19 protein-coding genes and 2 pseudogenes are annotated in these 23251 nt (G+C 30.2%); 13 read left to right on the top strand and 8 right to left on the bottom strand.

Features of this window, described 5'->3' with window-relative positions; translation table 11 throughout:
• Positions 1 to 100 precede the first annotated feature (100 nt).
• From psyc5s11_RS13915 to panD (psyc5s11_RS13890), 6 genes are all read left to right on the top strand, one after another.
• Positions 101 to 871: a polysaccharide deacetylase family protein gene (locus psyc5s11_RS13915; protein ID WP_224033110.1), complete on the top strand. Its 771-nt coding sequence runs from the start codon at positions 101 to 103 to the stop codon at positions 869 to 871.
• A gap of 371 nt (positions 872 to 1242) precedes the next feature.
• Complete coding sequence (locus psyc5s11_RS13910; protein WP_224033109.1) at positions 1243 to 1698, top strand: DUF441 domain-containing protein; 456 nt, start codon at positions 1243 to 1245, stop codon at positions 1696 to 1698.
• Between the two features lie 474 nt (positions 1699 to 2172).
• On the top strand, positions 2173 to 3048 hold the full coding sequence (locus tag psyc5s11_RS13905) for a Rossmann-like and DUF2520 domain-containing protein (RefSeq protein ID WP_258712300.1): 876 nt from the start codon (positions 2173 to 2175) through the stop codon (positions 3046 to 3048).
• Positions 3048 to 3875 carry a 3-methyl-2-oxobutanoate hydroxymethyltransferase gene (gene panB / locus psyc5s11_RS13900; protein WP_224033108.1) on the top strand — a complete coding sequence of 276 codons (828 nt, stop codon included), beginning with the start codon at positions 3048 to 3050 and terminating at the stop codon, positions 3873 to 3875. Before psyc5s11_RS13905 ends, panB begins: the two co-directional genes overlap by 1 nt.
• Before the next feature lie 77 nt (positions 3876 to 3952).
• Positions 3953 to 4804, top strand: a complete 852-nt coding sequence (gene panC / locus psyc5s11_RS13895; RefSeq protein WP_224033107.1) for a pantoate--beta-alanine ligase — start codon at positions 3953 to 3955, stop codon at positions 4802 to 4804.
• Positions 4805 to 4984: 180 nt separating this feature from the next.
• Positions 4985 to 5359 (top strand): aspartate 1-decarboxylase, encoded by a 375-nt coding sequence (gene panD, locus psyc5s11_RS13890; RefSeq protein ID WP_224033106.1) that lies wholly within the window; start codon positions 4985 to 4987, stop codon positions 5357 to 5359.
• A gap of 212 nt (positions 5360 to 5571) precedes the next feature.
• On the opposite strand, the gene psyc5s11_RS13885 is transcribed toward panD (psyc5s11_RS13890), so the two are convergent.
• The gene (locus psyc5s11_RS13885; RefSeq protein WP_224033105.1) at positions 5572 to 7278 is read right to left on the bottom strand and encodes a coiled-coil domain-containing protein; all 1707 of its coding nucleotides are present in this window, start codon (positions 7276 to 7278) and stop codon (positions 5572 to 5574) included.
• Positions 7279 to 7475: 197 nt separating this feature from the next.
• Positions 7476 to 8186: a hypothetical protein gene (locus tag psyc5s11_RS13880; protein WP_224033104.1), complete on the bottom strand. Its 711-nt coding sequence runs from the start codon at positions 8184 to 8186 to the stop codon at positions 7476 to 7478.
• A 276-nt stretch (positions 8187 to 8462) separates the two neighbouring features.
• On the opposite strand from psyc5s11_RS13880, the gene panD (psyc5s11_RS13875) reads away from it, so the two are divergent.
• Together panD (psyc5s11_RS13875) and psyc5s11_RS13870 are read left to right on the top strand one after the other, a co-directional pair.
• Positions 8463 to 8837 carry an aspartate 1-decarboxylase gene (gene panD / locus psyc5s11_RS13875; protein WP_224033103.1) on the top strand — a complete coding sequence of 125 codons (375 nt, stop codon included), beginning with the start codon at positions 8463 to 8465 and terminating at the stop codon, positions 8835 to 8837.
• Positions 8838 to 8892: 55 nt separating this feature from the next.
• Positions 8893 to 9060: a hypothetical protein gene (locus psyc5s11_RS13870; protein ID WP_375541951.1), complete on the top strand. Its 168-nt coding sequence runs from the start codon at positions 8893 to 8895 to the stop codon at positions 9058 to 9060.
• A 31-nt stretch (positions 9061 to 9091) separates the two neighbouring features.
• Here psyc5s11_RS13870 and psyc5s11_RS13865 read toward each other — a convergent pair whose 3' ends face one another.
• A complete protein-coding gene (locus psyc5s11_RS13865; protein ID WP_224033102.1) occupies positions 9092 to 9430 on the bottom strand; it encodes a hypothetical protein in 339 nt (112 codons plus the stop codon).
• 136 nt (positions 9431 to 9566) lie between these two features.
• On the opposite strand from psyc5s11_RS13865, the gene psyc5s11_RS13860 reads away from it, so the two are divergent.
• The 5 genes from psyc5s11_RS13860 (at position 9567) to psyc5s11_RS13840 (ending at position 14579) form a co-directional block, all read left to right on the top strand.
• Positions 9567 to 10025 (top strand): hypothetical protein, encoded by a 459-nt coding sequence (locus psyc5s11_RS13860; protein ID WP_224033101.1) that lies wholly within the window; start codon positions 9567 to 9569, stop codon positions 10023 to 10025.
• A 244-nt stretch (positions 10026 to 10269) separates the two neighbouring features.
• Positions 10270 to 10767 (top strand): hypothetical protein, encoded by a 498-nt coding sequence (locus psyc5s11_RS13855; protein ID WP_224033100.1) that lies wholly within the window; start codon positions 10270 to 10272, stop codon positions 10765 to 10767.
• A 257-nt stretch (positions 10768 to 11024) separates the two neighbouring features.
• Complete coding sequence (locus psyc5s11_RS13850) at positions 11025 to 11777, top strand: hypothetical protein (RefSeq protein ID WP_224033099.1); 753 nt, start codon at positions 11025 to 11027, stop codon at positions 11775 to 11777.
• Positions 11778 to 11871: 94 nt separating this feature from the next.
• Positions 11872 to 13008, top strand: coding sequence for a glycosyltransferase family 2 protein (locus psyc5s11_RS13845; protein WP_224033098.1), 1137 nt, complete (start codon positions 11872 to 11874; stop codon positions 13006 to 13008).
• A gap of 191 nt (positions 13009 to 13199) precedes the next feature.
• Complete coding sequence (locus psyc5s11_RS13840; RefSeq protein ID WP_224033097.1) at positions 13200 to 14579, top strand: glycosyltransferase; 1380 nt, start codon at positions 13200 to 13202, stop codon at positions 14577 to 14579.
• Positions 14580 to 14813: 234 nt separating this feature from the next.
• Here psyc5s11_RS13840 and psyc5s11_RS13835 read toward each other — a convergent pair whose 3' ends face one another.
• The 5 genes and pseudogenes from psyc5s11_RS13835 to psyc5s11_RS13815 form a co-directional block, all read right to left on the bottom strand.
• The gene (locus psyc5s11_RS13835) at positions 14814 to 17495 is read right to left on the bottom strand and encodes a glycosyltransferase (RefSeq protein ID WP_224033096.1); all 2682 of its coding nucleotides are present in this window, start codon (positions 17493 to 17495) and stop codon (positions 14814 to 14816) included.
• Positions 17496 to 17673: 178 nt separating this feature from the next.
• Positions 17674 to 18750 carry a tetratricopeptide repeat-containing glycosyltransferase family 2 protein gene (locus tag psyc5s11_RS13830; protein ID WP_224033095.1) on the bottom strand — a complete coding sequence of 359 codons (1077 nt, stop codon included), beginning with the start codon at positions 18748 to 18750 and terminating at the stop codon, positions 17674 to 17676.
• 738 nt (positions 18751 to 19488) lie between these two features.
• Positions 19489 to 19773, bottom strand: a pseudogene (locus psyc5s11_RS28305) (hypothetical protein); the annotation flags it as partial.
• A 15-nt stretch (positions 19774 to 19788) separates the two neighbouring features.
• Positions 19789 to 20643: pseudogene (locus tag psyc5s11_RS28295) on the bottom strand (DNRLRE domain-containing protein); the annotation flags it as partial.
• A gap of 1068 nt (positions 20644 to 21711) precedes the next feature.
• Positions 21712 to 23241 carry a glycosyltransferase gene (locus psyc5s11_RS13815; protein WP_224033094.1) on the bottom strand — a complete coding sequence of 510 codons (1530 nt, stop codon included), beginning with the start codon at positions 23239 to 23241 and terminating at the stop codon, positions 21712 to 21714.
• Positions 23242 to 23251 lie beyond the last annotated feature (10 nt).

Genomic DNA, 23251 nt, shown 5'->3' with positions numbered 1-23251 from the left:
AAAGATGTTTAAAATTAACATAAATAAAGATTGAAAAAAAGTAAATAATAATAAATAAAGAACTTTTTTATTATAAAAAAAGATTACTAAGGAGGAAAAAATGAAAAATAAATTAAAACATATTGTATTCATTTTGGGGAGTACATTTCTTATTATTTCAATATTTAAATTAAATATGAGTGCTGTTTCTGCAACATCTCATATAATAACCGATAAAAAGGCTACATCAGTTGAGAAATCTGTAAGCTGCGGGAAAAAAGTTTATTTAACATTTGATGATGGTCCTAGTTGCAAAATAACAAATGAAATTCTTGATATATTAGATAAAAATGAAGTGAAAGCAACTTTTTTTCTTATTGGTAACAAAATTGAAGGTAACGAAGATGTAGTAAAAAGAATGTATGATAAAGGGAATAGTATAGGATTACATAGTTATACTCATAACTTTGATAAAATTTATTGTAATGAAGATGCATTTATACAAGAAATGATTGATTGTCGTAATGAAATAAATAAGACTATTGGCATTTCACCTAATATAATAAGATTTCCAGGTGGGAGCAGCAGTCGCTTTAGCGAAAAGGGCATAAAAGTAATACATGATAATCATTTTAAATTATATGATTGGAATTTGGATACTACAGATGGATTTAACCCAAGACTTTCACCAGATACTCTATATAGAAAGGCAATAAAGGGAAGTGAAAAAATGTATGCTATAACTCTACTTATGCATTGCACTGACATGAATGAGAATACTAGCAAAGCTCTCCCTAAAATTATAGAATATTATAAATCACAGGGATATGAATTTGCTACGATTACTGAAGATACACCAGAATTATATTCTCGTTTAAGAGACAAAAAATAAAAGATTTATATTGAGTGAATTAAAATTATAGGATATACAACATTTATTAAAAGATAAGTTTAATATAGAGCATTCTCCAATACAATTTGAACAATTTACTTGTGGAAGCCGTTTTCACAGTAAGCCTGACCACAAGTATTGCTACAATATGTGTATTGACAAATGTGAATATGAGAGAAATAAAAAAATTCTATTATACCAAAATGTAAATTAGATTTTGAGGCTGTGGAACAACTTAAGAATACTGTCATAGAAAGTGTCAAAACAGATTAACACAAATTTTTGATTGGGTAGAGCATATTAAGTAATTATATGGTATATAGTAAAATATAATTATATTGAGCATAATTTTATTTAAGTGGTGATTTAAATTGGACTCTAATATTATATTACTAGCAATATTGGCGGCTTCAATACTGGGAAAGGCCAATTCTGTAGCTATTGCAACTTGTATGCTTTTGATTGTTAAGCTTTTAAATATGGATAAATACATTTTCCCAGTTGTAGAAGGCAATGGAATGACTTTAGGATTAATATTAATTATTGCTGCTATTTTAATTCCAATTGCAAATGGACAAGTTACATCCGTTAACATTAAAAATATATTTACTTCATGGATTGGCATAGCTGCATTATTGATTTCTCTTTTTACTACCTATTTAAGTGGGCTTGGATTACAATATCTTACGGTTCAAGGTCATGGCGATATAATGCCATCCTTAATATTAGGAGCTGTGATAGCCGCTGCTTTTTTAGATGGGATTCCGGTAGGACCTTTAATTACTGCAGGAATGCTTGCATTAGGAATTAAGCTATTTGATAAATAATATTAATGAAAGTAACTTCATTACATTAAAAAGAATATTTTTTTGACTAAAATGCAAAGTCTACATCTTACTTTACCAGTTACTCGAATGATCTAATAATCCCCTAATAGGTCATTCTTTTTTTGCATATAATTTTTTTCTTGCTTTAACTTTTTATTGGGTAGATTTTTATATATTATTATTGATAAACTTAAAACATAATGGTAAAATGTTTTTGGGTAGTATCTTAATAGAGTTACACCAGATTTTTAAGCATTAAAATTTATCCGATAGCTAGCATCCGTAATACTCCTACTTCTATAAGTATGAGATAACGGCTGTACGTGCCTGGACATTGTGCCCCTTACGGGTATAAGTGAAACTTGATAATACAACTCATATCTATATGAATGGGATTGAAATTAGGATGTTGTATCACACATACATGGAGGTGGTACTATTAAAATTGGATTTATTGGTCCTGGGAAGGTAGGCGTGAATTTAGGACGCTACTTTACTCACAAAGGAATAAAATTAAGTGGCTTTTATGGAAGAGATATAAATACAACTATTGAAGCAGCTAATATTACTAAATCAAAGTTTTATTATAACATTCAAGATATTATTAAAGAAAGTAATATATTATTTATTACAACACCTGATGACATGATTTCAATTATAGATAGAGAATTATCAAAATTTGATCTAAATAACAAATCTATTTGCCACACAAGTGGTTCACTTAAATCAAATGTATTATCTAATGCCAAACATTCTGGTGCACTAATCTATTCTATACACCCAATATTTGCATTTTCAAATAAAAACACAAATTTAAAAGAGTTAGAAACTATTTATTTTTCAATTGAAGGTGAGTACTTAGAAGAAAAATGTCCCGTTATTAATTTCATTAAAACTTTGGGGAATGAGTTTTTTATTAGAAGCAAAGAAAACTCTTCAATTTACCATTTGGCTAATGTATTTGTTTCTAATCTTACTTTGTCTTTGCTAGAGATAGGCACAAGTTATCTAAAAAAACTTGGATTAAGTGAAGAAGATGCTTTAAATGCAATTAAGCCATTAGTTCAAGGCAACATTGACAGTATTGTTAAAAAAGGTTTTGTGAATTCTTTAACAGGTCCCATATTAAGAGGGGATATATCTACTATAGAGAAACATATTTCTGTTTTGGAAAAAGAAGATAAAGAACTTTATAAAATATTATCTTTAAATTTGTTGAAGCTTGTAGCATTACGAGAAAATAATAATATAAGCAAATCGGAAATTGAAAATGAAAATATACTTCAAAATTTATTAAATAATTCAGAAAAACATTCTGTAATATATAAAGTTTTAGGGGGATTAGATTAATGAAGAATACAGTATTAACTTTTATGCAAGCTAAAAATGAAGGGAAGAAGTTAAGTATGCTTACTGCATATGATTACTCAATGGCAAAGATTATTGACGAAAGTGGAATCAATGGAATTTTAATTGGAGATTCTCTTGGAATGGTAATTAAAGGAGACGAAGATACTTTATCTGTTACTATGGATGAAGTAATTTATCATACAAAAGCAGTTAAAAAGGGTGCAAAAAATGCTCTTATAGTTAGTGATATGCCTTTTTTATCTTATCATGTATCAGTTGAACAAGCAGTTTTAAATGCAGGAAGATTAGTTAAAGAAGGTGGAGCAAATGCAGTTAAGCTTGAAGGTGGAGCAAATGTTTTAGCCCAAGTTAAAGCTATTGTAGATGCTCAAATTCCTGTAATGGGACATTTAGGATTAACGCCTCAATCTGTTAATGCTTTTGGAGGATTTAAAGTACAGGGAAAAAATGAATTAGCAGCTAAAAAGCTTATTGAAGATGCTGTTCTTTTGGAGAAAGCAGGTGCCTTTTCAATAGTCCTTGAAGGAATTCCAGAAAAGGTTGCAGAGCTTATTACAAATTCAGTTTCAATTCCAACAATAGGAATTGGTGCAGGTAAAAATTGTGATGGACAAATTCTAGTTTACCAAGATATGCTTGGAATGTTTGATGATTTTATACCAAAGTTTGTTAAACAATATGCAAATATAGGCACAGTTATGAGAGAAGCTATTGGTTCTTATGTTAAAGAAGTACAAGACGGAACATTTCCAGAAGCTAAACATACTTTTAAGATTGATGAAAGTGAACTACGAAAATTGTATTAAAACACATTCAAAAAAGTAACAAACAGTATGCTTGTCTATTGTTTTATATACATAATAGAGAAAGAGGGAGAACAAGAATGTTAGTAAAAGAAATCAAAGAACTTAGAAGTTTAATTAAATCATGGAAAAGAGAAGGACTCTCAGTAGGTTTTGTACCAACAATGGGAGCGTTGCATAAAGGGCATGAAAGCTTAATAAAAAAAGCGGTATTAGAAAATGATAAAGTAGTTGTTAGCGTATTTGTTAATCCAACACAATTTGGACCAAATGAAGATTATGACAGTTATCCAAGAGATATAAATAAAGATTTAGCTTTATGTTTAAATGCAGGTGCTGCATTAGTTTTTAATCCAGAGCCAAGTGAAATGTATTTTGATAATAAAGCTACTACTGTTAGTGTCTCAAGTCTTACAAGTGTACTTTGTGGAGCAAAAAGACCAGGGCATTTTGATGGAGTTTGTTTAGTTGTTTCTAAGCTTTTGAATATAGTAACTCCAGATAAAGCTTACTTTGGAGAAAAGGATGCTCAACAAGTAGCTGTACTTAAAAGAATGGTTAGAGATTTAAATATAGATGTAGAAATAGTGGCTTGTTCAATAATTCGTGAAGAAGATGGACTGGCTAAAAGCTCAAGAAATACTTATCTTTCAAAAGATGAGAGACAAGCAGCATTGATATTAAGTAAAAGTTTAGAACGAGCTAAAGATTCATTAAAAAATGGTGAAAGAAATGCTACTAAGCTTAAAGAAGTTATAAAAGCAGAATTAAGCAAAGAGCCATTAGCTAAAATTGACTATGTGGAAATAGTAGATAGTGATTCTTTAGAAAATGTTGAAACTATAGAAAAGAATGTATTAATTCCAATAGCTGTTTATATAGGAAAAACAAGATTAATAGACAATTTCACATTTAAAATATACACATATTAAAAGAGTGCTATGCCACAATACGGAACTTATCACCAATTAAAAGAGTAGCTATGCACCTATATAAAGAGTAGCTATACTACAATGCGGAACTTTTCTACAATACGGAACTTAATTTAGATAAGAAGTAAAAATGAATAGTAAAAATTATATTAATTAAGCACATTTAGGAGGAATTTAAAAATGATACTTACAATGTTAAAAGGAAAGATACACAGAGCTACAATAACACAAGCAGAGTTAGGTTATATGGGAAGCATTACTATAGATAAGACATTGATGGAAGCTTCAAAAATAATTGAAAATGAAAAAGTTCAAATAGTTGATATAAATAATGGAGCAAGATTTGAAACATATGTAATCCCTGGGAAGAGAGACTCAGGTGTTATTTGTGTAAATGGTGCTGCTGCAAGACTTGTACAACCAGGAGATAGAGTGATCATAATTGCTTATGCTCAAATGGATGAAGGTGAAGCTAAAAAATATAAACCAGCTGTTGTATTTATGAATGATGATAATACAATAAAAGAAATAACAAATTATGAATCTAATGAATAAAATTCAATTCACAATTATATTTTTAGATAATAGTAATGATTGAGAAATTTAAAAGTTATTTTATAAAATTTGGATATAAGATAAGCAACAAGTGCTTTCTTATATCCTTTTTTATTTGAATTTTTATACTTATGCGTGTAGCCCACTTAAAAATGGTACTCTGTTGTTATGGTTGTTGAGGACTTTGATGCAACACGATTTGCACTATTTCATTAGTATATATTATGTCTTTTATAATTTTTAGTGTACATAATTCTAATAATAGCCTTTAATTTTTTTATTTCACTTATCAAAAATAAAATTTTATTATCCTCCTGATTAAGTTCCCCTTTTAGAGCGATAAGCTCTTTTACTTTTTCAAAATTTATCTTTTCTATTACTTTTAGTTTTTGGTTTCTATCAATTAAAATTTTTTGAAGTAAATTTACATTTTGAGAAAGGTTATTTTTAAGTAAGAGTATTTCTTCTTCTTTTTCCTTATTCATATTTTGTAATAAGTTTAGCTTTTCTTCTTTATCTATTAAACTTTCTTGAAGTAAATTTATATTTTCAGAAGAGTTATCCTTAGAAGAGAGTATTTCTTCTTCTTTTTCTTTATTTATATTTTGTAATAATTTTAGGTTTTCTTCTTTATCAGTTAAACTTTCTTGAAGTAAATTTACCTTTGTATTCAATTGATTGGTTAAATCTATAAATTCATTATTGGATTTATTTATTTCTTCAAATTTTGTTTTATATAATAAAGTTTCAACTTTTTGTTCTTCTAACTCATGCTTAAATTGAACAATTTCTTCTTCTTTGCTCCTAGATGTCTTTTCATATGATAAAACCTTTAAGTATATTTCAGTCATGTAGTATTTAATATGTGATAGATAACTGTTACTTTTTTTGTTATCTCCAATATATGGGTAGAGAATGGAGAAAATTAAATATTGCAATGTATCATCATTAGTAAGATATATTTCATTACCTAATATACCGTTCCTTTCTTCAGGCTCATTGGAAATATATATGGATTTAAAAACATTTGGAGAATTTATAGATTGTTCATAAGGAGGAGTGCTAAAATTATTTCCATTATCTATTGAAAAACTACTATAAATTTTATTATTATCTATACCAAAACACCATATTTGACCATATATTATAAAAATTAAACAGGACTCTATATTCATACCTTTAAACAGTTCATTATTCTTAAAATTAGAATGATTACCATGTACATAATTTAAACTATCTATATTTTCTTCTTTTTTTATATACAAAGCATGTAAAATCTCATTAAACATTATTGCACAATAATCCTTAAAAGGATATTTGCTTGTATCTATCAATTTAAAATCAGACCATTTTTCATTATCCTTATCAAATGATTTATATCCTATCTCGTGGTTATCTACGAATCTCTGATACATAATAAACAGTTCTTTATTATCTGGTGAATAAAGAATAAACGGAACATCATAATCATAATCGTATTTAATTTTGTCAATAACTTTAGGGCTAGATAAGTTATTCTTTTCATCAAGAATTTGATGAAATAGTGTTGCAGTATTATTTTCTTTATTAAAAATACTAAAAATTACTTGGATTTTATTTTCATTAATAGCTGTTTTAAAGTAAATACTAAATATTTCATTTTTTTCATTTGTAAGAATTCCTTGCTTAATCCACTGATTTCCATCATATTTACTTAACATTATAGTTCCATCAAAGTCTTGGTAGAATACATTTATGCTATCATTAGGAAGTAAAGTCACTGAAAAAATTTTTGAAGCTTCTTTAGCCAGAGTATAATGTTCTGACCATGTATTTTCTTTTAAAAGTTTATATATAATTCCTGCATCTTCTTTAAAAGAAAATTTCCATGTAGTACCGTCAGATTGCTTTATGGTGTACAAATTTCTTTGAGCAGTCATAATTTGTTCCTTTCAAATCATAGTTCTTTATATAAGATATGATTTTAGTAATTAACTGGTGTTTATAAATATAGTGATAATTGAACTTGGATTTTTCATCAAAATAGAGAATAAGCCCTTGCAAGATGCAAAGGCTTATAGATATATTTTTATAATAAATTTTTAATTATACTTCTAAAGTGATAAATTTATTCCAATTATTGTTTAGATATTTCTGCTGTAAGCCCACCAACACTAGTACACACATTTTGAATATTGAAACCAACACTTGCAGTTGCAATAGTATTATTTCCTGTAAAGCCAACAGTCAAGGTTGGAGTTATAAAGCTACACCTTAACCCACTAGCTATTAAGAGTGCTATTAAGTTACGTGCAAGAGAAGCTACCCCTAGGCTACAGGCAAAACCGATAATATTATCTACATGTGCACTACCACAACAACAGCATGCGTATACAGTAGGAGTGCTATTATTAACACGAACGCCAGTAGAGGTAAACTCAGCAGTACAATTGTTAGAAGATGCAAGTGGTACGTCTACAGTATATGAAATACAACCAATAATTCTTATACGATATATTGGTGTTGCTACTGTATCACAACTACATGGCTCTACCACAATACGCAAGCCAGCTAAACTGTATGCGATTCTACGATTAGCTCCAGTGTCAAACACAAAATTTCTTGGAGCAGTTGCTACACAAAGAGTAGGTTCTACTGAATTGTCAGTTGTCCCACATTCAGTTAAACCAGAAACCCCAGCACTACATGCTTGAGCGCAAGTACAAGCAAGACCTAAACTAGGAAGCACTTGTTGTACTTGTTCTAATGTTACTGCAATGTCCTCTGTTGCTGCTATTTCATCAGATACTACGTTCATTTCTTTCATTATCTCTTGTATATCTTTCATATATAATTCTCCTTTTAATATATATTTTAAATCAACCCTTTACAATAATATATTATGAATTTTAAGCAAAAGAGTTACAGATTATTTTATTTACAGATATGATTAAGAGATAAATGGTCATCCTATAAAATTATAATTATACAAAATATGTTATATTGTATTAATTCAATAATACAACCATCAATTTCTAAAAGTGGTCTACCTGTATTAATAAATACAAGATTAATAGATAATTTCACATATGCAATATAATGTAACTTTGGGAGGAATTTTAAGATGATACTTACAATGTTAAAAGGAAAGATACACAGAGCTACAATAACTCAAGCTGAGTTAAGCTATATGGGAAGCATTACTATAGATAAAACATTAATGGAAGCTTCAAAAATAATAGAAAACGAAAAAGTTCAAATAGTAGATGTAAATAATGGAGCAAGATTTGAAACATATGTAATCCCTGGAAAGAGGGACTCAGGTGTTATTTGTGTAAATGGTGCTGCTGCAAGACTTGTACAACCAGGAGATAGAGTGATCATAATTGCTTATGCTCTAATGGATGAAGGTGAAGCTAAAAAATATAAACCAGATGTTGTATTTATGAATGATGATAATACAATAAAAGAAATCACAAATTATGAATCTAATGAATAAAATAAAAAAACTCTTAATATTAATATACTGTATATTAATATTAAGAGTTTTTTTGGTGATCACATATAAAATAGTAGGAAGGCGTTTAGGCGATGTAGCTAGTTGCTATGCAGACTCAACTAAGGTTAATAGGGAATTAGGATGGAAAACTGAAAAAGACATTAATGATATGTGTAGAGATTCTTGGAGATGGCAAAATAATAATCCTAAAGGGTATACTTAAGAGAGTGAGATTTTACTTAAAATCTCACTCTCTATTTACATATAACGCGAATAAGTATGCTTTCTATACGACTCTCACCATATTCATCTTCAACTAGAAGTTGAAACAAGTCCAAACCAGAGAATCTCCTAGTAGATTTATATATAATGGTAGAGGAATTTAACAATAGTATTTTTCCATGCATAGGTCTTGATTTGATTTTTATGCAACGCTTAACGTTACAACAATTAATAACTTTTAAATCCAATACAATAGATCTACAGGCACGTACACAAAATGGTTTAATTTCTTTGATTTTTATCTTAAAGTTGCAAGGATGTACTGTAAATTCACACTTTTCTTTGCAAGTTTCTTTATTTTTCAAAGTCACACGTCCTTTTCATTTTGCACTTATAATGCATATTATGATTTAAAATTAATAATTGTACCACTATTAAAGAAGTCTTAATACAATATAATATAATTTTAAATAAACTATGAGAAATAGTTATTTAGGAGGGTACATTATGAATGTAATTAAAGATATATGTAATGAAAGTCAAACGGATTATATAAAAGAAAATAAAATTACTGATAAATTTACTGAAGATAATAAGAAGATAGAGAATTATGCACATACAGAAGAATCAAAGATTTATATAAATTGTAACTTAAAAGCTGGTTTTGATACAAGAAATAAGATGATTTATTTATATCCAGGTAAATCTCAATATTTCACAATGGATGTATCAAAATGCTGTGGAAATCTTAATATTAAATATAAAGGTCATTACCAAAGTAAAGGGATATCCGGAAATCTTGGAATTTATCACATAGTTCAATCAGGAATAATTGTAAAAACTCATTGTAAGTTGGATCCACATAAAATGGATATTTTAACTTTTACAGCAATTGATGAATGTACTAAAGAATGTTGTGATTTTGTTGTAGTATTCAGCTGCAATTCACGTTGTTGCTGTTGTTAGTTATTAAAAAAATATCTAGTTAATAATTGCACATATAGTATAAAATGAATAATTAATATGATTTTAAATTAGCAATATACTGAATTATCAATTTTATCTAAAATTAATAATCCATACTTGCTAAGTGTAACAATTAAAATAATTGACTATATAATATTATATAACTAGATAAATAAAGTGATTAGATTATGAAAAAACATGTATATAAATATTATATTTATATGGATAAACTAGGAGGAAAATTATGAGATATGACGAAATGGAAGAATATTCAAAACAGGAACCTGATGAGGAAAGAGAAACTGATGAAGCAAAAAGTCATAGATGTCACGTGCCGCCAATGAAAATAAATTGTGATTTAGAAGTAGCTATTGAAATTAAAGATAAGATAATTGAAGTATGCCCAGGAAAATTACAATACTTCACAGCCCATGCAATATGCTGTTCTGGTGGTGATGAAATTGAAATAGAATATTGTGGTAAAAACACAAAGTGTATATGTGATGAAGTAGTTATATGTGGCTGTCTTGGATTTTATAAAATAGTTAGATCAGGTATAATTTTCATACCACGTCACAAATTATTAGAAATGCATGAAGAATGGTTTCCAACAGATATTTTATGCTTCAAAGCAAAAGAAAAATGCGGTAAGGTTGTTAAAGAGGTTAGATTTGATGTAGTATTCACTTTCTCACCATGTACAAATGCTGAGCGTAATTGTAATAGGCACTGTAAAAGTTAATAAATTTACTAGATAACTATATGTTAACTAGTAATATAATAATAAAAGATATTGGAATGTCATAAAAGAAGGATATAAGAAAGCATTTTGCTTATCATATATCCTTCTTTTATATATAAATAATTTCACATGTAAATAATTTCATGTTTTGATTTTGAGTATGCTTATTGTGGAAATTTTAATATGATTTATTGAGTCACTTATTCACAGTAATAATAATACTATATAAGTGATTATAATGTAGGGGAGCATAATTTATGGTAACTTTTGAAACAAAATGTTATGAAAATTATTTTCAGTTAATGCTTAATTCTAATTACCTAGAAACTATGATTGAAAGATGTAACTATAAGTTCGATAAAAAAATCTTATTTATCAATAATGTTTCTGATATAAATCAAGTGAAAACATATGCTAATAAATCAGTATCAAAAGGTATTATTAATGAATTTTATGTAGTCGAAGAATATGCTCAGGCTGCACTTGATTTTTTTAAAATTGACAAAGAATCCTTTTTAGGAGGATATTATTACTCAATTGCTGAATTAGTAAGCATATTTTTATGTAAAACTGAATATTTGCTTCATTTTTCAAGTGATTCAATGATGCTTGCAAATTCTGAAAGCTGGATTGACGATGCTATTAATATTATGAAACAAAATGAGAAATTTATTGTTGCAAATCCAACTTGGAATAATTTATTTAATGAAGCAAAAAATGAATCTTTTGATGAAATTGAAAATTGGTTTGTTGGATCAGGATTCTCAGACCAATGTTACCTAATTAAAAGTGACGTTTTTAAAAATAATATATATAATTTTCATCATAAATGTTCACAAAGATATCCGAAATATGGAGGTGAATTATTTGAGAAGAGAGTAGATTCATATATGAGGTGTAATAATTTATATAGACTTACAAATAAAAACTGTTCCTATATGCATGAGAATATTCCTAAAACATCTTACTTAAATCAAATTAATTGGTTTGATAGAAACACGCAAAAGTAGTATTTCTAAATATTATAGGCACGTAAAAAGTAACAATTATATAATCAACAACATAGAATATTATTGATTAAAAATTGTTTAAAAGAGGTATTATATGGAATTTAAAATAAATATGAGTTCAGTATACAAGTTATTAAATAGTTTCATGACTGATAATTTCTCCTATGATTACAGAATTAATAATTTTAAAATAAATGAAAATTTAAAGAATGACTATAAGGAAGCTTTGAAAAATAAGGAAGATGAATATTTAAGTTATTTAAAAGAAAATCTGATAATTTGTTCTGTTAAGGATGTATCAATAAATTTTCTTACATTAAGAGATGAAATAATTGAATTAGAGTATTCTTTTATGCTTGATACTCAAAATGAAAAAACTGATTCGCAAAAATATAATTGCAGGCTAAAATTAAATCCAGTTAATGATGGATATGAAATAAATAATATATTACTTCTTAATGATGAGGGAGTAATTTTTTATGGATTTCATCTTATAGATTTGCTTAAAAATAGGATACGTATTGCAAAGCCTGCGGGTAATACAATTACATTAGCTGTTTCTGTACGAAATGAAGCCGACAGATTTTTAAAAGGAATGTTGACACATGCCATGCAATATGTGTCCAATATAGTTATACTTGATGATGATTCTACAGATAATACTGTGGAAGTATGTGAAGAAATTTTAAAGAATTTTCCTCATAAAATATATAAGAATGATGAACCTATGATAATGAATTTAAAAGAGTCAGAAAACAAGAAGAAACTTTGGGATTTAACTATTAAAGAAAATCCTGACTGGATATTATTATTAGATGCTGATGAACTTTTTGAAGATTGGGGAATAAGTGTATTACCTCAAATAATAAATGATGTTAATTTTGATGCTTATTATTTTAAAATATACCATATGTGGGAGGATGATGAGCACTATAGAGTTGATGGCTTATGGAAACCAGTTGATTTTAGAATCTATCTTTTAAGGTATCAACCCAATTATGAATATGAATGGTACAACATGGAGTTGCATAGTTATAGGCATCCATATAATGTATATAACATGCCAGGATGCTATTGTTATGCAAGGCTTAGACATTACGGACATTTCACTAAAGAAATTCGTAATGCTAAATATGAAAAATACAAATTGTTAGATCCAAATGCAATATATGTTCCAAAGAGCCATTATGATAGTATTCTAGAAGAAAATCCAATTCTCGAGAAATTTTAATATTATGTATTTAAAAACTTTTATGTAATTTAGAAAAATAAAATTTCAAAATTAAGTACCTGCTTATAAAAATACGGATGATAAAAAATTGATACACTTTAAAATAGATTATCTTTTATTTGTTATTTTTTTGATTGTGCCTAATACTAGAGATATCATTAGAAAATTAAAGTGCAGAGAGGGAGGAGATTATGTCAAACGTATCGATTATAATTCTTACTTACAATAATATTGATTATAATATGCAGTGTATTCAAAGTATAAGAGAATATACAGAAAAAGGTACCTATGAAATAGTTGTTGTAGACAATGGATCAACAGATGGAACAAGAGAATGGTTAAAAAAACAAACTGATTTAAAGCTTGTTTTTCCAGATTATAATACAGGTTTTCCTAAAGGATGTAACTTAGGTATAGAAGCAGCAGAAAAGGAAAATGATATTCTTCTTTTGAATAATGACATAGTAGTAACACCTCATTGGCTGAATAATTTAAGCAACTGTTTGTGTAGTGATGAAAGTATCGGAGCCGTTGGACCAACAACTAATTATGCGTGGAATAATCAATCCATATCTGTGCCATATGAATCCATAGAGGATATGATTAAATTTGCTGAAACTATAAATAATTCTGATGAAAATAAGTGGGAACCAAAAGTTAAGCTAATAGGTTTTTGTATGCTTATTAAAAGACAAGTTTTAAACATTATAGGTTTACTTGATGAGAGGTTTTCTCCTGGCCATTATGAAGATGATGACTTGTGTATGAGAATAATAGAGTCCGGATATAAATTATTCCAATGTAATGATTGCTTTATTCATCATTATGGTAGTGCAACTTTTAAAAATGAACCAAATAAGTTTAATAATTTTATAGCTATAAACGCACAAAAATTTATAGAAAAATGGAAGTTTACTGCACCTGCAACAGCAACAGCACATGAAAACTTTGAAATTCTAACTTTTTTAAATGAACAAAAAGAAAAAGAGTTAAAAATACTTCAAATAAGATGTGGTTTTGGTGTAACCTTGTTAAGAGCAAAATATTTATATCCTAATGCTAAACTTTATGGAATAGAAACTGATAAAAATATAGCTAAAATATCCAGTAAGCTAATTAAGATTTCTACAAAAGAAGTAGAAGACTTTCCACTGGAGTTCGAACAAAGCTTTTTTGATTATATACTACTAGACGATTATTTAGCATATAGTAAAGAGCCTTGGGAGCTTCTAAAGGAACTTAGAAAATATTTAAAACCTGGAGGATATCTAATTGCTTCAGTACCAAATCTCATTCACTATTCTGTAATTCAAGATCTACTAAAAGGTAATTTTATTTATGGATTAAATAGTATACTAAATAGAAATCATAACTGTTATTTCACATATAATGACATTAATATCATAGCCGAAGAATGTGGTTACAGAAAAACACCTTATATAATATATTGGTCCAATGTGAGAAGTGATGAGGATGAAAAATTTTTAAATGATCTTTGCACTATTTCTAGAGAAAATATGAAGTGGAATTTTATTTCATATAAATATCTAGCTAAGTTTCAAAATGAATAGGGTACATTTAAAAATAATAAATATGACTAAATTATAAAGAGAATACTAAATCGATAGCAGGATTTATATATACACTTAATAGCAGGTTATTCCACTTTTTCTTGTTCCATATATAATATGACAAGCAAAAATGGGTACAACCTGCTATTAAGTCGTTTCAAGCTAAATTTTCTATTGTACTATGCTATCTAAGTTCCATGGGTTATATGCTTACTGTGGTAGCTATAAATTGATTTATTTTTTTATTTTGTAGAAGTTTGAAACATTATATAAAGTTTTTTCCCATAAGTTAATCATATTCTCTATATTAAACTCTGAAGCTGTCTTTAGTCCATTGGAAATTAACTTGTCACATTTATTTTTATTTAGTATTAAGCTTATTAAAGCTATTAATAAGCTATTTGTATCACCTGGAGTAACTAATAAGCAATTATATTCATTTATACCATAAGTTCTAATTCCACCGCTGTCAGTAGCCACAACGGCAGTGCCACTTGCCATTGCTTCTAAAGGTGGCAATGCAAAGCTTTCGTACCATGAAGTTGATAGTAGGATGTCATTTTCTCTTATAGTTTTAGCTAACAGTTCCTCTTTTGGATTAACTATATAATTAATATTTATAGGAACTTCCCAATTTGGTCTTTCCTGACATATCCAAGTTACTTCTATTTTGTGATTCAGGTCTGTTAATCTTTGTAATACATTTAAAGCTAAATCGAAACCTTTAAAATCTAAATAAGGACTTCCTATAAGTAGTATTTTTTTTATACTATTTTCTGATTTATTGATAGGATAATATACTGATGTGTCAATTCCGTTAGGTGTTACATCTGATAATCTTCCAAATCTATACTTTAATATGTCTGAAATAATATGAGATACTGATATAATTAGACTTTGCTTCGAGCTATATATATTTTCAAAATACAACTTATGATTTTTTTCAGTCAATGAATCTATATTTTTATAGTCTCCAAATAAAGGTTCATATCCTTGCTCAAAAAGTACAACTGGTAATTTTGTATCCTCTATCTTTATCCAATCATTAATAAAACCTACTATTACTAAATCATAATCTTTAAGATAATTATCTAATCTATCATTGTTGCTAATAATTAGTTCTTTATCTATTTCAATTCTATTCGTATCTGGGAAAATGCTGCCTGTAAACTCTCCTTGCAGTATACCTGTAATAGAATGACCTCTATTTTTTAAGAATTTCATTTGCTTTATTAAAATCTTAAGTCCTCCAGTGATGCTTTTATGAGGAAGTACATAAGCTATATTTAATTTATGCTTATCTAATGATAAAGAATTTGAAGATTTGAAATTATTATATAGTGTATCAATATTATTTATTTCATTGCATACTGAATAAAAGCTAAATACAAAAAACTCACTTTCGTCTACTTTTATAGTATTGCAACTAAAATTATATTTATAGAAGTCTATATAACTCCAATTACTTGTAAAAGTATTTTTGAAAGTTTTAGGTACTATTAATATAAGCTTCTTATCAGTATGTTCTAATAATCTTTCAATTATATACAAGCCTTTATCCTTTGTATAGTATTCAAGTATATCAGATACTAATATTACTTCATAATTAGGCAAAGTATCTAAAATATTAGTAATTTCTAGGGGATAAATATTTCTATAGTTTTTATTGTATAATGAATAAGCATTATTTGTATCTGATTCTATTCTATCTATTATAATATTGGTACTAGAATTTATTAACTCTTCTTCTGAAATCAGTGCAGAGCCACAATGGTACTTACAAAAATCCAAAACAGTTGTAGGTGATTCGATAACAGTTCTTTGAAGTAAATGAGGAATTAATTCACGAAAATTTGATGGCATATGAATATAATAATCTATTCTTTCACACAGAGAAACCCAGTTTAAATTGTCTTTTGCATGTTTCTGAATAGCACTGCAAGTCTGTTTTAGGAAGTTTTCATTTGAACAAACATCAACTAATATTTTTGCTAATTCTTCAGAATTACTTATTAGGAATATGCTGCCATACTTCTTGTTATTTGTAATGTCATAAGCAGGATCAATATCCGAAGAGATTATATAGTTTCCTTTAACTGCAGATTCTGGAAAAACATTAGGAAAACCTTCAAATCTTGATGTTAGACAAAATATCTTCGCTTTTTCATATTCATCTTCTAGTAATTTTCTGTCAGTAATTTTACCTGTAAAGATAATTTTGTCTTTTAAGTTAGGGTTTGAATTAAAAAATTCATTAATATACGTTTTAAATGAATCCTCAATGGTTCCGATTAATTTTACTTTCCAATTGTCAAGTTTTGAGGAAGCAAGTTTAAAGGCTTCCAATAAAGTTTCAGTTGATTTTTGATAGGATCCTAGTCTACCTACTGTAATTATAGTATTTTCTTTATTCTCATAATTGACTGTTGCATCATTAAAGTCATAATAACCATTTGGGATATATTCAACTTTAACGTTCCAATGATCTTTTATATATTTTTGGAGAGTTCGGCATTCAACAGATATTAATGTACATTTATTCAGTAAATCCGTCAAATTTTTATCCATGTCTATGCCTTTAAGCCAATGTATATTCATATCAAGCTTAAGATATATTTTACCATTAGGATTAATATTTTTATATTTAGTTATCATTTCTAAATTATAGTCATAAATCCCAAATAACATTAAAATGTCTGTATTTTTCAATGTAGATACTACGGTTTCATCATTTTCTATAAGAGTAACTTTTATATTGTTTTTTACTAATATACCATCGAAGTCTTTAATCCAGTTACATAAAAAATTGCAATTATAGTGCAAATCTTTTTGAAAAACAATTGGAATAAGTCCTACATCTTTAGTCAAGCAATCATTTTCAAAACCAGGTTGAAATATAGTAAAGTTTTTACTCATTTAATATCAAATCCTTGAAGTTATTAATCGTATTATATAGTATTAAAACATCACTAGTATTATTACTTAAATGAAGAAGCACTGCATTAAATTTATGTTTAGTGCAGTACTTTTTCTCCTAAATAAAAGAAAAGCTAAAAAAGTACATTTTAATTCTATCTTCTTACTAGAATTAAAATTATTTGTTGGTAATGGTTTTAAAATAATTCTTATTGTACTCAACAGCAGTAGAATTAGGCTTATATTTTCCTGCAATATTATTGTATTTAATTGCTTCATTAACGTTTCCTATTTTATCATAACAAATACATAGTTGGATATTCGGTAAATACCCCCAACAATCATGTAAGAGGAAGCCCCAGTTATCAATTGGCTTTTCCAGGTTGGTGGCTAGCTTATACCAAAAAATAGCTTTATTATAATCTCCTAGGTTGACATAATAGTAACCAAGTTCACAGCAAATTTCTGCTCTAGGAATGTCATATTCAAAACTTCTTAAAAGAGCTTTGAGTGCATTTTTTTTATCATCTATATTTTTATAGCATAATGATAAGTTATAACATGCTCCTATTTTATCTTCAACCCACCCGCCTTCATTATCTAAAAATTTAGTGAAATATTCTATAGCTTTATTATATTTCTCAAAAGATAACAATTCTCTTGCATAATAATACATACCTCTTAAGCTTAAATCATTCCCACTAGATAGAATGTTTTCATATATCTCTATATTTCTACCTGGAACTGAATCCTTTTCCTTTTTATGAGTTATGCATATATCAGCGTTATTTACATTTCCCCATAGTTCTATAAATTCATGAACGGGTTCATGCCAACAATAAGAATTAATTCTTTTTAAAAGACGTTCTCTAAAATATGAGAGAGTTATGTTATCATTTTCATCAAATCCAACATTATATTTCATCATAACTACATCCACAGCAGGGTTTAAGTTTTCTTTTAGATATTTAAATTTAATTTGATCTTCTGGAAGAATGATATCATCAGCATCTAACCAAAGAATATAGTCCATGGTTGCTTTTGAGAAAGAGTAATTTCTTGCAGCAGAAAAGTTATTTATCCAATTAAAATCAAATACCTTCTCAGTGAATTCTTTGGAAATTTCCTTTGTATTATCTGTTGAACCAGTATCTATAATAATTATTTCATCAACAAGTTCCTTGACAGAGTTAAGGCATCTTGCTAAAACTTTCTCTTCATTTTTTACAATCATACATAAACTTATAGTTACCACATAATCACCTCAAAAAAATATTTTACCATCAATGGGTACCTAATCTGATATCTAGATGAAAATCAAGAATGGAATGCCCATAGATAAGTTAAACTAAATTCAAGTGGAGTATAAATCCCAATTCAAAAGTTTAAGCTTATATGACATGATATGATAGAAGATGTGATTTTGATTCATTTTAATTAAGAAATATATATAAGGTTTTAATAGATTTATCATATTAAGGTGAAAAAGAACCATAAGTTAATTTATCTTTTACACAAAAAAGAATGCCCAAAAGATATACTTTTGAGCATTCTCAAATTCATGAGACTTTTTTAGATAAATGCTTTTACTATCTTATTAAATACTTAATAAGATAGTAGCGGAAACACCACCCTCAAATGCGCTGCTACCACCGCCACTAACTCGAGTAATTCTTACGGACAATAGATCACATTGATTAACTAAAACTGCACCATCTCCAAATGAACAGCAACTTGGACCAGTTACAATTGCTATGATTCCAGTGCCTGTAGGGTTAAGACCGCAATTTGTGCTTCTGTATATCTCACCGTTTACTACAACTCCATTAGCTAAAGTGTTTTCATCTCGAAGGTTTACAACTACTCTTGTAATAGTTGCATCCGTTGCCATTACGACATTGTTTCGTATAAAATCCGCAGATGAAGTACCTAGCCCTAAGAAAGCTTCATTAGGAACTCTGCCTTGTGAAGATAGATAAATTGGAGCTGCTACAGAGCCAGCACCACCGGTTGCACCTCGAGGACCAGTAGCACCTGTTGGACCAGTTGGTCCTGTTAAACCTTGAGGACCAGTAGGACCTTGTGGTCCTGTTGGACCAGTTAAACCTTGAGGACCAGTAGGACCTTGTGGACCAGTTGGTCCAGTTAAGCCTTGAGGACCAGTAGGACCTTGTGGACCAGTTGGTCCAGTTAAGCCTTGAGGACCAGTAGGACCTTGTGGACCAGTTGGACCAGTTAAACCTTCTGGACCGGTTGGGCCTTGAGGACCAGTTGGACCAGTTAAACCTTGAGAACCAGTAGGACCTTGTGGTCCTGTTGGACCAGTTAAACCTTCTGGACCAGTAGGACCTTGAGGACCAGTTGGTCCAGTTAAGCCTTGAGGACCAGTAGGACCTGTTATACCTTCTGGACCAGTTGGACCAGTTAAGCCTTGAGGACCGGTTGGGCCTTGTGGACCCGTTGGACCAGTTAAACCTTGTGGACCAGTAGGACCTTGAGGACCAGTTGGACCAGTTAAGCCTTGAGGACCGGTTGGGCCTTGTGGACCCGTTGGACCAGTTAAACCTTGAGGACCGGTTGGGCCTTGAGGACCAGTTAAACCTTGAGAACCAGTAGGACCTTGTGGACCTGTTGGACCAGTTAAACCTTGAGGACCAGTAGGACCTGTTAAACCTTGTGGACCAGTAGGACCTGTTATACCTTCTGGACCAGTAGGACCTTGTGGTCCAGTTGGACCAGTTAAGCCTTGAGGACCAGTTGAACCAGTTAAACCTTGAGAACCAGTAGGACCTTGTGGACCTGTTGGACCAGTTAAACCTTGAGGACCAGTAGGACCTTGTGGACCTGTTGGACCAGTTAAGCCTTGAGGACCAGTTGGTCCTGTTATACCTTCTGGACCAGTTGGACCTTGTGGTCCGGTAACACCTTGAGAGCCTTGAGCACCTTGAGCTCCAGTTAAGCCTTGAGGACCAGTTGGACCAGTTAAACCTTGAGAACCAGTAGGACCTTGTGGACCTGTTGGACCAGTTAAACCTTGTGGACCTGTTGGACCAGTTAAGCCTTGAGGACCAGTAGGACCTTGTGGTCCAGTAACGCCTTGAGCACCTTGAGCGCCAGTTAAGCCTTGAGGACCAGTTGGTCCTGTTATACCTTCTGGACCAGTTGGACCTTGTGGTCCGGTAACACCTTGAGAGCCTTGAGCACCAGTTAAGCCTTGAGGACCAGTTGGACCTTGAGGTCCGGTAACGCCTTGAGCACCTTGAGCTCCAGTTAAGCCTTGAGGACCAGTTGGACCTTGTGGTCCAGTAGCACCTCGAGCACCTTGAGGACCGGTTGGGCCTTGAGGACCAGTAGCGCCTCGAGCACCTTGAGCTCCAGTTAAGCCTTGAGGACCAGTTGGACCTTGTGGACCAGTAGCGCCTCGAGCACCTTGGGCTCCAGTTAAGCCTTGAGCACCAGTTAAGCCTTGAGGACCGGTTGGACCTTGTGGTCCAGTAACACCTCGAGCACCTTGAGCACCAGTTGGACCTTGTGATCCAGTAACGCCTCGAGCACCTTGAGGACCGGTTGGACCTTGTGGTCCAGTAGCACCTTTAGCTCCTTGAGGCCCAGTTGGACCTTGAGCACCTCTTCGACACTTGCGGCAATGACAGCAATTTTCTTTATCCATTGGCTCTAGTAATCCCAATAGATTCATACAATCATGTTGTTTACCACATGTTACATCATCATCTTCTTCATCAAATTTATTTTTACTTTTTTCATCTATTTCTTCATCAAAATAATCATCGTGACCCATAATATATTATAACCTCCTTTGAACGATGGTATGTAATAACATACCATGCATTACATACCATGTTATTACATACTATGGATAGTGTCATAATATGTTACAAATTGCGCATAATCTATTCATAAACATTGATAAAAATACAAAATTTAAATGAAAATAATGTAGTAATTGATGAACAAGTTTATTTACTAAAACATTTGCTATAATTATAAAAACGGTATAAAAAGAAGGTTTTAGGCACATGAAAATAAATAACAAGAAAAAAGTTAAAAGATAAATTGCCATAAAAAATCCTCCATTATAATATGAAAAATATTGATCATATTATAGCGGAGGAAAATTCTATTGTATCTTATCTAACCGTGATTAAAATAAACTTGAAATAACTTAAAGGAATGTTCAAATCATTCTCGTAAAGGTTCAGGGTAACACTACTACCTTTTCCTTACATGAAGAGCAAAACTTAGCATATAGAATACACGTTTCTAGTGAATCTGACTGCTCCATTGTCCACCATCTTATTGCTCCCATGGGCGCCTTCGACGCAAAAGTTTCGATTTCTTTAGGAACACGACCTATAATCACTACTTCCATATCTTTAAAGTTGGTTTCTATGCCCTTTTGAAGAGTCTTAAATAGTTGATAATGCTTAATTACAGGATATGAGTAGGGAATTGGAAACAGCATCGAAACTTTGGATGAATCTTCATTAATGATACTCGCTGATTTAAGAGCAGTGTCATCAGTAGACCGCTCCCATACACGACTATATGGCACATACTCTGGTAAACCCAATTCTTTCACTCTTGTATGGATTTTTTCACCATAATAGCTATTTAGTTCTTTTACTAGTATTTGAATTTGCTGATTTCTACTAAAAGTAGAGTTGTCTCCATTTTCATTCCTATATTGTATATATAATAAATCTGGAATAGCTGCATACTTTGTACAAAGAAAAGTCCGAACTAACATATCATAATCATCTGCAACTAATAGTTCTTCCCGGTGGCCACCAAGTAGATGATAGCACTCCTTTGTCCACGCACGAGGGTGATTGGGTAAACCAACTAAATGGCATATGGTACTACTATTAATAATAGTATTTCTTAATATATTTTGCCATCGATTCATTTCATGCACCCAAACCCGATAATATATGCCGTATCCAAAGCCACAATCCCAACCATACCAATTTGCATTATTGCTCCCTACGTAGACCTCTGCACAATCTCCATAAGCAAAGCCGCATTCAGGATGTTGCATAAATGTATGGACGATTTTCTCCAAACAGTTGGGCGTTAGTTCATCATCATGGTCTACTTCTACTAAAATTTCCCCAGTGCATAGACCTGCTGCATATCGTTTGATTGCTCCTATATAGCCATTACGACAATCCTGTCTATATCGCCTTATACGTGGATCATCTAAAGGTAGTAAGTCTTGGTTATATGTTGCATCCTCATCATCAGAATCATCTACAATCACCCATTCCCAATTGGAATAGGTCTGATTCAACAAAGAACGATATGGACGCTGGATTTTTTCTTTGGACTTGTAGGCAGCTGTAAAAATTGACACCAAAGGAGTGTCAGAAGAAAAGTGAGTGCTTGGTATTATTTTATTTTCAGGGAGGGGATCCGTTCGTTTTAGCCAGCAGTAAAATAAATGAGAAGGTTGAATATCTTCAGGAGACTTGTAATGCATCCAACGTTTTCTCTCATGATAAGGTAAGTTACATAGTGTTGTAAATTCATTTTCTGTTGAGCCCAATGAAACATATACACGAGGATTTTTAGGATTTATATTTAATAGTGCATCATTAGGTTTATACAGTTTCACCGTTATACCAGCTTCATCAAGTCTTTTTAACATTTCTTCAAATCCATCCAATGATTTCTTACTTAAAATAAATAGGTGAAGTGTCAATAGTGGAGTATTATTTGATGACATGTTCATCCTC

The organism is Clostridium gelidum, assembly GCF_019977655.1.
GTDB classification, from domain to species: Bacteria; Bacillota; Clostridia; order Clostridiales; family Clostridiaceae; genus Clostridium; species Clostridium gelidum.
The sequence above is the reverse complement of the archived record's forward strand: the minus strand, read 5'-3'. Positions and strand labels throughout refer to the sequence as shown.